Source organism: Exiguobacterium sp. s143 (genome assembly GCF_018618895.1).
In the GTDB taxonomy this organism is placed as follows: domain Bacteria; phylum Bacillota; class Bacilli; order Exiguobacteriales; family Exiguobacteriaceae; genus Exiguobacterium_A; species Exiguobacterium_A abrahamii.
Map to the genome: position 1 here is coordinate 588,350 of NZ_JACSMX010000002.1, position 9,389 is coordinate 597,738.

A 9,389-nucleotide genomic window follows, 5' to 3' on the forward strand; every position below is an offset into this window, starting at 1 on the left:
TTTTTCGGGTATAGTAAACAAATTTACTAAACGGAGGAAAAGGATTATGACACAACCACAACCAGAATGGATCCAAGAATTATTTGAGACGGTCGATCAAGGCGAAATTAAAAATGCACCGAAATTACTCTATATGGCATTGACGCTTGAACCAAGTTATTTTACAAAAGCAGTTAGTCGTTTTAATCAACGATTGGAAGTCGAACCATTAACGGACGTTTCGGAACTACTGACGGTGTATCGTCAATTCTTCCTCTCAGCTAATCCGTCAGAGGAATACTGGTCACTTGCCTGGAACGAACTCATCCAGACCCTACAACATATGATCGATCGACCAGAAGCGCAGCAATTACTTAAAGAACATGTTGATTTACTCGACTGGTGGTCAAGTGAATCCTTGCTGTCACTCCCGAGTTGGTTAACGATTCTCGACGTTGCAGAACGGATTGACGCCCTCGATCAATTTAGCAGTTATCTTCCAGATATCTTTGAGAGCTACGCGCTCGAGACAGCAAAGGATGAACCGTTCGCCCGTCTTGCCTGGTACGCACTCGCAAGCAATCAACAAGAGTTGCTTGCCCCGTATAGAGACCGGATTGAAGCTGGTTCGTCGAAGGAAATCCAGTCTCTTCGTCAAGCGGATCTCGTCGATCAAATTGAAACGACACGGGTCGTTATGTTAAAGTCGAAAGATAACGAGCCGATTGAATTAACATTTGATCGAAAATGGACATTATAAATTATCGAAGAAAAAATGACACCTAGAAGCCGCACGAATCCAATCCAAGGGGTGTTGGGATGATTCACGTCAATTTACCGAGTGGTGACTATGTCGTGTTAGTAGAAATAAATCGTGAAGTGCTGCTGTGTCATTCGATTGAAGAAGCGGAACAAGCACAACGCGACCGGTATGAACTGGTCGGACGGATGAGCGAACGCTTGCCGGCAGAAGTGATTGGACCCTCGATTGCGGACTTCGTCCGCTTTTCGACCGGGTTCATCGGCGAAGAAGTAACGTGGCATGAAGAAGAGGAAGCATTCTTTTGCCAACAGTTCGAGACGTTCGACGGTTCCCCGTTAGGTGAAGACCTGACGGGTATCGATGCAACGCGTTGGCGTGCGGTCCTTGCACGCTATTATGCTTACGTGACGATCGGAAAGATCATTCCTTTTGAAGTCAGCGAAGAACCGGACGGTACGGTTCCGCTTTAGTCCAGACGATTCTTCGGTCGGCGCGTAAACAGAGAAGGGCAGGGTTCCCATGAAAAAGCAACTTGCACTACTCACGCTAGCGACAATCGTCGCCATGCCAACGTCTGCTTTCGCGCAGTCTCAATACGTACAATACGACCCAACATTTACAGAACAACAAAAACAAGAATGGTTGGCGAATCAAGGTCTGACCGAGATTCGTGCCCTGAAACAAAAAGGATTCTCACTCGTCGAGCCCCTTGCGCACCTCGAAGAAAAGGATATCGACGCCGACTTGATTCCGATCACGGACGTCAAAAAAGCAACGGATTCTGCCCAGTTCCAGCAAACGTACCTCGATCAGTCACGGATTCCGGCTTACTGGAAGTACAGCCGCGGGAAATCGGATGTTCGTGTTGCGATCATCGATGACGCGATCGATACGAAACACCGTGAGTTCAAGGATGTCATCTATAAAACGACGACGATTTCCGGGATTCGCAAACCAGATGATCACGGGACACATGTCGCGGGGATCGTCGGGGCGCGTGAAGACGGTCAAGGAATCGTCGGTGTCGCTTCTGGTGTCAAACTGATTGGGGCGGACGTCTTTGACGGAGAATATGCCGGGTCGATCGATATCGGCGACGGTATTTTGTATGCCATCGAGCAAGGGGCAGATGTCATCAATCTGTCGCTCGGACAATATGAATACGATCCATATATGGAGTCCGCGATCAAAAAAGCAGAGGCGAAAAACATTCTCGTTGTCGGCGCAGCCGGGAACGACGGGAAGGGGAAAGTCCTTTTCCCAGGCTCGATGAGTCAAGTCGTTGCCGTCGGATCAGTCGGGACGCTCGGTCGTGCCTCGACGTTCTCGAACTACGGCAAAGGACTCAACATCATGGCGCCGGGTGAAGGGGTTTACTCGACGATCGTCGGGAATAAATACGGCTACTTGGACGGAACGTCGATGGCGACACCAGTCGTCAGCGGTGTACTGGCACTCGCAAAATCGAAGAATCCGTTCGTCTCGAACACGACGATGCGCAGTAAGTTATATGCGGCAGCGACGAAAAAATCAGGCGATACGAAGTCGCATTACGGAACGGGTCGCTTGAACGCCGGAATCTTGGCGACGTTACCGGCACCGATCTCGAAGATCTCGTTGCCTTCAACGGTCAAGCCGAATCAGCTGTTTTCATTCTATTTCGATGAGTACGCGAGTGCGAAGACGACGACACGTCTTTATAAGGACGGGAAGGTCGTCAAGACGTTCACGCAATCGAATTTAACGAACGGGACGCATAAGTTTACGTATAAGTTGAAAGACAAGGGGGCTTACAAGCTCGTCTTTACGACGACCGGTGGACGCCATACGCGGACCGTCGAACGACTCCTGACAGTGAAATAAAAAAAAGCGCCTCCCACCGAGTGGGAAGCGCCGTACGAGACCTGAAGATTACTTCGGGTCTTTTCCTTTTTTATAGACGGGCGTCGGAGGTGTTAATGCCTCTCCAGTCCACGTAATCATCGCTTCCATCTTGTATCCTGTGTCATCCTCATGGACGAACGACAGACGACTGGAATCGATCAATTGGTATAAACCATAAGCGACCTGGTCGGCCCAAGAGCGTAACGTCATCGCATTATCATACAACGGGATTTGCTCAGGGAAACGTTCATTCATAAGCAAGATATCGTGTTGATCGAAATGATAGCTACGTTTTGAGAGTGCATCGGGCGCCTTGACGTTGAACGGCTCGAACGCGTGGATGAGCTCTCCTTGACGATAGAAGGCGAAGATGCCGTTTCGCAGATGAAGTGCCTTGATCTCATCGATCTCGATCAGGAATGTCAACTTGCGAACCGTTCGCCGGTTCGTACCAGAGCGTCGTTTTTTCATACTGCATGCCCCCTTCTGAACTCTTGTACTATACCGTGAAATGAGGCAGGGACGCAACTTTTTCGTTTATAAAACGAGAATTGCCTCTTGCAGGAAAGCGGCATCTACGCTACACTCATAAGCAGTGACTATGTTGGTTCGGACAATCGCGGGGCATTTCGGTGCTTTGAGGAAAGTCCATGCTCGCACAGCCTGCGATGGCTGTAGTGATCGTGCTACACAAAAAGATAAGTGTAGGCAGCGTCAAGCTGACGGCAGAAGGAACGCCTAAGTCTTCGGATAGGGCCGAAACTTCTTGAAGGTGCCACAGTGACGGAGCTTCATGGGAAACCATGAAGGTGGAACGAGGTAAACCCCACGAGCGAGAAACCCAAATTTGGTAGGGGAATTTCCGGAGCGGAACTGAACGCGAAGGAGAGCGTATGCAAATACGGAGATAGATGATTGTCGCCTGCGTGTGAGGGTCAAACCGTTTGGAACACTAAGGAACAGAACATGGCTTACAGGACCACATAGGCTGTTATTTTTAAGTTGAACGAGAGTCCAGGTCCACCCTGGGCTCTTTTTTTATTGCAATGAAACGATTCAGTGGAAGAAACAATAAAGGAGTGAACGCGATATGACAAAACGCTTAGTCATCGCGACAGCGGCGATGGGAATCGAAGCGCTCGTCGCAAAAGAAGTCCGTGCGTTAGGATATGAATGTACGGTCGAGGACGGAAAGGTCTACATCGATTGTGAGATGGAGGACATTCCTCGTTTAAACATGTGGCTTCGGACAGCGGACCGGATCAAACTCGTCGTCGCTGAGTTCCGCGCGACCACATTCGAAAAATTGTTCGATCAAGTCAAGGCACTGCCGTGGCACGAATTGATGCCGTGGGATGCAAACTTCATCGTCAACGGTCGTTCGGTCAAGTCGAAGCTCTTCTCGATCCGTGACTGCCAGAAGATCACCGAGAAAGCGATCGTCTCGCACATGCAAGAACAGTACAACAAAGGAACGGAATGGTTACCGAAGACAGGCGCGAGCTATCCGATCGAAGTTGCTTTGTTAAAAGACATCGCGACATTAACGATCGATACGTCTGGCGACGCGTTACACAAACGTGGCTACCGTGAGTTCCACTCGGCCGCTCCACTCAAAGAGACGATGGCAGCAGCGATGCTGATGCTGACGAACTGGAAGCCGGATATGCCGCTCTACGACGTCTTTACCGGTTCAGGTACGCTTGCGATCGAAGCAGCGATGATCGGGCGTAATATCGCACCAGGGATCAACCGCGAGTTCGTCTCACAGGAATGGAAATGCATTCCGAAGAAGGCGTGGTTCGATGCAATCAAGGAAGCGAATGAAAAAGCCGAGTGGGACAAACCATTGAAGATTTACGCAAGCGATGTCGATCCAGAGATGGTCAAGCTCGCGAAAACAAACGCAGAACTCGCAGACGTCCGCGATGCAATCAACGTCATGCAACGCGACGCAGCAGACTTCAAACCGAAGGAAGATTTCGGTGTCATCATCGGGAACCCGCCGTACGGGGAGCGTCTCGAGGACGCACGTGAAGTCCATCAGCTGTACCGCAAGATTGGTACGGCGTATAAAGAATTCCCATACTACAGCGTCTACATGATCACGTCGTATGTTGAGTTCGAAAAAGCGTACGGTCGCCCGGCGACGAAGCGCCGAAAGCTGTATAACGGGAATATCGAAGTTCAATTCTATCAGTACTATGGTTTGCGTCGGAAAAGACCGCAGGCTTAAATGATTTCTAGTATTTGCCGAAATCGTATTGCACGCTTGTTGCGAAAATCGGAAATTTCCTTACGAACCGCTCTTTTGAGCGGTTTTTTGCATTTCAAAAGCTGTTCGAATTGCGTCGCCGTATCGGATTGCATAGTGTGCAATATGTGAGCGTACGTATCCATCGTCAACGTTGCATCGGCATGACCGAGTCGTTCCTGATTGAAGTATTGGTATACGATGCTCGCCATACAGAAGCGGGACAACGCGCTGACGTTAATTCTGAAGCGTCACAGACCATATCGTTGGGAAAGCACTCGATTTTGTACCGGTCAAAGATGGCAAAGCAGTGTGGAATGGCTATAATGCTTCAAATATCCAGAAGACGATCAAAGAAGCGCAGCGTCTCGGATTCACATGGGGTGGGGATTGGGACTCTGACGGAAACCAACGAGATGAAACATTCATCGACTCGCCTCACCTACAGTATGAGTACAAAGGAGATACGGACGAAGTACTTGGATCCGCACCGACTTCAAAGCCTAAAGCTAACCCGAAGCCGACGCAAGGTAATGGGAACGCGATCGTGACATATCCAGGAAAACCGTTGTATGTCGGAGCAAAAGGGATGAAGCAGAAGGACGTAGAGCGTATTCAACGCGCGGTCGGGGCATTCGTCACAGGCAAGTTCGACAAGCAAACGGAGTCAAAGGTCAGCTCATATCAGAAGCTTAAGATACTTGATGCAGATGGTGTTGTCGGTCTTGCAATATGGAATACTTTATTTTAAATAATAAAAATTTTAAGAAACAAAGAATAAACCCTATCAAGGTGACAGGGTTTATTCTTTGTTTTGTTTTATTGGCTCGAATTCAATCCATGCTTTTGTAATAGAATCTTTTTGACTCATTTGGTTGCCTAAGCGCATTCTGAATTTATCCTCATGCTCATTGTTAAATTGATCTTTATAAAAAAATGTTAGGATCAATTTTGGATTAATCAATTCACTGTTTTTCTCATCCCAACAATTAAGTAAATAAACATTGCTTAAAGCAACAAAATAACTAGGTATTTGAATTTGTTCTGTTGCATTACTTTGAATGATTGGAACATAACTAATATAAAACACTACCTCGGCAATAAACTGCATTCATCTATTTGGAGATGGTCTAGAATCGATAGCTCTTATATTAAATTCGAATTGCTCTAGGTCTTGCATTCTTTCTTCAGGACTTGGACCGATTATAGAATGATCATCGTAAGCCTTGTCTTCAATTGCATCTATACCGCCTTCTAGTTCATAATAGTAACCTACATTGAGAGCAAACGATTTACCTGTATTGATTACCGGAATAGTAAATTCACTAAATTTCGAATATCCTACAAGTAAATTAAGTTGATTTTGAGCATTTCTTGACCAGTCTACTAAAGGGAAGGGAATTTCGACTGATAACTGTTTATTTAAAGGAGCTATTCTGGGGCGCTCAATTTTTTCCTGTTCTTTAATTTGTGTGTTTAGTTGCTTAGCGCTAGTGCTAGCTGATTTTTGTGCCGCAATTGCTGCCCAAACCGCTCCGATCGCAGAAGATATTTCGATAGTGCCTTTAATCAATTCGTTCATGTATTTACTCCTTAATATGTCATTATTTTAAAAACAAGAAAAATTCAGGGGATTTTAAACATTTTTTAATTCGGTAAATATGGATAATCAATGATGTTATTAAGACTCTCCCATAAGGGAATCCAGGGAAAGGTCTGGCGAAGTCGGAAGGGTGTGTTGACTGGAACTCGCGAAAGGGAACCACCCCTTTCCCGTTTATTAGTCAAAAATGAAAGTAACTTGCTCATTCGTGACGATATCTCGATTATTTGGAAGGATGACATTGATTTTTTTCATGCAAGACGTTTTGAGCAATAGATCAACTTGACTACCGGTCGTGAGTGTATCGACGACGCGTTTGATTTCAATAACATCCCCAGTGATTGATAGTTGATTTTCCCCAAGTAGTAATATCTTGATTTTTTCACTGCCTCCCGTTCCCGCGAGGAGTAGCTGCACACTTCATAAATTTGTGGATTTGTACCACATAGAAGACACTTAGAAACACACTCATTGCATCCCGTGAGTTTTAAACACTCATTGCACAGTCCATTGCATAGTCAAGGATATATAAGATATACTGACATATAGTTAAGTACTCCTCTTCGAGTACTAAAATGCATGTGAGTGTATAATAAAAAAGTATATTATAGTTCTATCAATACTATGGTTTATGTCGGAAACGTCCTCAGGCTTAATCGATTCATAATGGTCAATTAATTTTTAAGGTACAAAATAGTGAATAAGATAGTGCTGAATCTAGATTTTTCAAAACCACTCATTAGAGTGGTTTTTTTGTTCTGTTGGACTTATAAATTATTTCATAGTGATTGAATATTAACTTCTACACTAATATACTATAAAAATTTTAGTAAACTAGTTCACACAAAAGACAAAAAAAATAAATTCTAAAAAATACCAATTTTAAAACGCTCGATATTTTATATGCTAAGATTATTTAAAAAGAAATATTCAACATTTTATTTGAATAATAAGGACTGCAACGCCTTATATTTCATATCAGTTAAATGATCAGTAGAAAGTATAAAAACATTATTTTTTGCATTTGATTTTCTATATATAAACTTACACAAAAGTGATTGAATAGTGATTTTTATCATTAAAAATTCAACTGAAGAATGAATTGACATCACTAAGAAAAGTGCTAATAATGTGATTGTACAAAAAATATACTTTTTTTGGGCATAAATTACACGCAAAGGGAGTTTTCATTATGATTTTAAAAAAACCATTAATTACTAGTTTGTTAATAGGGGGCCTTATTTCATCAGTATCAGTTCCTGTGTTTGCAGAAAACAATACATCGACAATAAACGATGTTACGAATTCACAGAATGAAGGATTAATTGACATAAACAGTTCAGATCAAGATACAGTGGTAAGTGATGTGTTAACATTCAATCAAGTAGTGGAACAGATATCTGATGAGCAAGGGATTTCCGAAACTCAAGCTGCAAGAGAAATTATCTCGAATACACAAAATCCAATGGTTAAAAATTCTTCAAATGCTATTACAAAAGGTTTAGTAAGGACTATGGCAACATCGCAAGCAGTTGCTGCGACGTCAGCTACTTATCGAACAATTAACACGAGATTTACTGTAACTAGTACATACAAACCATCACTCAATTTTTATTGCCAAACAAATGAGGGTGGTACTAGTTTTAGAGCAATAAAAAAAATACTAAACGTATCTATGAATAGAGCACATCTTGGAACTGGAAGATCTAAACAATTTGGTGGGGATGTATATACGAAGTTAGAGGACGCAAATCGAATTTATTGGATTGTTAATGGTGACTTTTTCGACAATGGATCAACTACTGGAGGTGGCTCTGTAAATCTTGGGATTGATAAAGCGGCTTCGATAGAGTTTAATGCATCGCACACATCGAATCATTATAAGTATATTTATAAAACAGGCTATACTCGTTTTTGAAATGTTGCTATAGTAATTTCGGATTAATGAAAACCTACTGTATTTATTTTAAGGTAAAGTAATTAACTGCTTGTATTTTTTATTTTGCTAATTGAAATGAAAGGATCTTCTAATGAAAAATATATATCTATGCTCTCTTATGACTGCACTTGCACTATCAGGATGTAGTACAGAAACCTCAAAAGAAGAAAATGCATCTTTAAATAATGGTGCTTACTTAAAGATAGGTATAGTTGGAGAAAAACCTCATATTCAAAAAGAAAATATTAAGTTTGAAGCTTTATCGTTGGAACAGTTGAAAGATACAAAAAAAGTTTCTTCTAACTTTGATGCTGTATTCATTACAAAAGGTAATTTGAAAAAGGCAGATGACGAAAAATATGTAACTGTTTATGATAATCTCAAAATACCAATTTTCTTCCTTCAAACTACAAAAGGATTTTTGCCATTTGTAACTGAAGGACTGTCTTACAAAGAAGCAAGTGAATTGAATCATTCCTATGCCTCAGGCTATCTAAAAGAAAAGAAAAGTTCATATCGTTACTGGGAGTACGGTTTGAATGATGATGTAGTGAACGAGAAGAATATCAATAACGTTTACTCTCGAATTTTTAAGACAGTTGAAGACGTTAAAAGAGAAAAAAGCTAATATCATTCATATACTTTTTAGACATAAGTACCTATTCTTTATAGGTGCTTATGTCTGTTATTTGAATTTCACCTTTTTGGCAATTATTATTATGTTTTTAAAATATATAATATTTATTACATAGAAAGTGATCTTTTCAACGAGAAGAATATACATAAAAAGAACAACGCGTGATTAATGAACTGAGCCCCGTAAAATGGACAGTTTAATAAAAAGACCACGTTTTCTATGCTGCGATCAGATGGTCCCGATATTGTTTCGGGGTCATCTTTTTTAGGTTCCATTGACCGCGTTCGTAGTTGTAATAGCTGATGTAGTCCCCGACCATCTCTCGGACCT

Annotated in this window: 12 protein-coding genes and 1 other RNA gene; 8 read left to right on the forward strand and 5 right to left on the reverse strand. The window is 42.6% G+C overall.

Annotated elements, in window-relative coordinates; genetic code table 11:
• The first annotated feature begins 46 nt into the window (after positions 1–46).
• The 3 genes from KNQ03_RS11245 to KNQ03_RS11255 are packed head-to-tail and all read left to right on the forward strand — an operon-like array spanning position 47 to position 2,605.
• The gene (locus KNQ03_RS11245; protein WP_029341394.1) at positions 47–739 is read left to right on the forward strand and encodes a hypothetical protein; all 693 of its coding nucleotides are present in this window, start codon (positions 47–49) and stop codon (positions 737–739) included.
• A 59-nt stretch (positions 740–798) separates the two neighbouring features.
• Entirely contained in the window at positions 799–1,212 is a 414-nt protein-coding gene (locus KNQ03_RS11250; RefSeq protein WP_023467922.1) for a hypothetical protein, read from the forward strand.
• Between the two features lie 49 nt (positions 1,213–1,261).
• Positions 1,262–2,605: a S8 family peptidase gene (locus KNQ03_RS11255; protein ID WP_064300102.1), complete on the forward strand. Its 1,344-nt coding sequence runs from the start codon at positions 1,262–1,264 to the stop codon at positions 2,603–2,605.
• A 48-nt stretch (positions 2,606–2,653) separates the two neighbouring features.
• Here KNQ03_RS11255 and KNQ03_RS11260 read toward each other — a convergent pair whose 3' ends face one another.
• Positions 2,654–3,097 carry a hypothetical protein gene (locus tag KNQ03_RS11260; protein WP_041255063.1) on the reverse strand — a complete coding sequence of 148 codons (444 nt, stop codon included), beginning with the start codon at positions 3,095–3,097 and terminating at the stop codon, positions 2,654–2,656.
• 134 nt (positions 3,098–3,231) lie between these two features.
• On the opposite strand from KNQ03_RS11260, the gene rnpB reads away from it, so the two are divergent.
• The 3 genes from rnpB (at position 3,232) to KNQ03_RS17275 (ending at position 5,631) form a co-directional block, all read left to right on the forward strand.
• Positions 3,232–3,605, forward strand: an RNA gene (rnpB, locus tag KNQ03_RS11265) — RNase P RNA component class B.
• 111 nt (positions 3,606–3,716) lie between these two features.
• Complete coding sequence (locus tag KNQ03_RS11270; RefSeq protein WP_214724719.1) at positions 3,717–4,862, forward strand: THUMP domain-containing class I SAM-dependent RNA methyltransferase; 1,146 nt, start codon at positions 3,717–3,719, stop codon at positions 4,860–4,862.
• Positions 4,863–5,142: 280 nt separating this feature from the next.
• Complete coding sequence (locus KNQ03_RS17275; RefSeq protein WP_214724769.1) at positions 5,143–5,631, forward strand: peptidoglycan-binding protein; 489 nt, start codon at positions 5,143–5,145, stop codon at positions 5,629–5,631.
• Between the two features lie 51 nt (positions 5,632–5,682).
• Here KNQ03_RS17275 and KNQ03_RS11280 read toward each other — a convergent pair whose 3' ends face one another.
• The 3 genes from KNQ03_RS11280 to KNQ03_RS11290 form a co-directional block, all read right to left on the reverse strand.
• The gene (locus tag KNQ03_RS11280) at positions 5,683–5,991 is read right to left on the reverse strand and encodes a hypothetical protein (protein ID WP_214724721.1); all 309 of its coding nucleotides are present in this window, start codon (positions 5,989–5,991) and stop codon (positions 5,683–5,685) included.
• Entirely contained in the window at positions 5,992–6,462 is a 471-nt protein-coding gene (locus KNQ03_RS11285; protein WP_214724723.1) for a hypothetical protein, read from the reverse strand.
• A 198-nt stretch (positions 6,463–6,660) separates the two neighbouring features.
• Positions 6,661–6,900 carry a hypothetical protein gene (locus KNQ03_RS11290; RefSeq protein ID WP_214724725.1) on the reverse strand — a complete coding sequence of 80 codons (240 nt, stop codon included), beginning with the start codon at positions 6,898–6,900 and terminating at the stop codon, positions 6,661–6,663.
• Between the two features lie 775 nt (positions 6,901–7,675).
• Between KNQ03_RS11290 and KNQ03_RS11295 the strand changes: the two genes are divergently transcribed.
• Both KNQ03_RS11295 and KNQ03_RS11300 read left to right on the forward strand, forming a co-directional pair.
• A complete protein-coding gene (locus tag KNQ03_RS11295) occupies positions 7,676–8,401 on the forward strand; it encodes a hypothetical protein (protein WP_214724726.1) in 726 nt (241 codons plus the stop codon).
• A gap of 139 nt (positions 8,402–8,540) precedes the next feature.
• On the forward strand, positions 8,541–9,050 hold the full coding sequence (locus KNQ03_RS11300; protein WP_251140289.1) for a hypothetical protein: 510 nt from the start codon (positions 8,541–8,543) through the stop codon (positions 9,048–9,050).
• 226 nt (positions 9,051–9,276) lie between these two features.
• Here KNQ03_RS11300 and KNQ03_RS11305 read toward each other — a convergent pair.
• On the reverse strand, positions 9,277–9,389 hold a 113-nt coding region (locus KNQ03_RS11305), incomplete at its 5' end, for an IS3 family transposase (RefSeq protein WP_214724771.1).

What these genes read in the sequence shown, in the direction of transcription:
- KNQ03_RS11270 (WP_214724719.1), top strand. Translation starts at nt 3,717, where the DNA reads ATGACAAAACGCTTAGTCATCGCGACAGCGGCGATGGGAATCGAAGCG.
- KNQ03_RS11295 (WP_214724726.1), top strand. Translation starts at nt 7,676, where the DNA reads ATGATTTTAAAAAAACCATTAATTACTAGTTTGTTAATAGGGGGCCTT.
- KNQ03_RS11280 (WP_214724721.1), bottom strand. Translation starts at nt 5,991, where the DNA reads ATGCAGTTTATTGCCGAGGTAGTGTTTTATATTAGTTATGTTCCAATC.
- KNQ03_RS11285 (WP_214724723.1), bottom strand. Translation starts at nt 6,462, where the DNA reads ATGAACGAATTGATTAAAGGCACTATCGAAATATCTTCTGCGATCGGA.
- KNQ03_RS11250 (WP_023467922.1), top strand. Translation starts at nt 799, where the DNA reads ATGATTCACGTCAATTTACCGAGTGGTGACTATGTCGTGTTAGTAGAA.
- KNQ03_RS11300 (WP_251140289.1), top strand. Translation starts at nt 8,541, where the DNA reads ATGACTGCACTTGCACTATCAGGATGTAGTACAGAAACCTCAAAAGAA.
- KNQ03_RS11245 (WP_029341394.1), top strand. Translation starts at nt 47, where the DNA reads ATGACACAACCACAACCAGAATGGATCCAAGAATTATTTGAGACGGTC.
- KNQ03_RS11260 (WP_041255063.1), bottom strand. Translation starts at nt 3,097, where the DNA reads ATGAAAAAACGACGCTCTGGTACGAACCGGCGAACGGTTCGCAAGTTG.
- KNQ03_RS11255 (WP_064300102.1), top strand. Translation starts at nt 1,262, where the DNA reads ATGAAAAAGCAACTTGCACTACTCACGCTAGCGACAATCGTCGCCATG.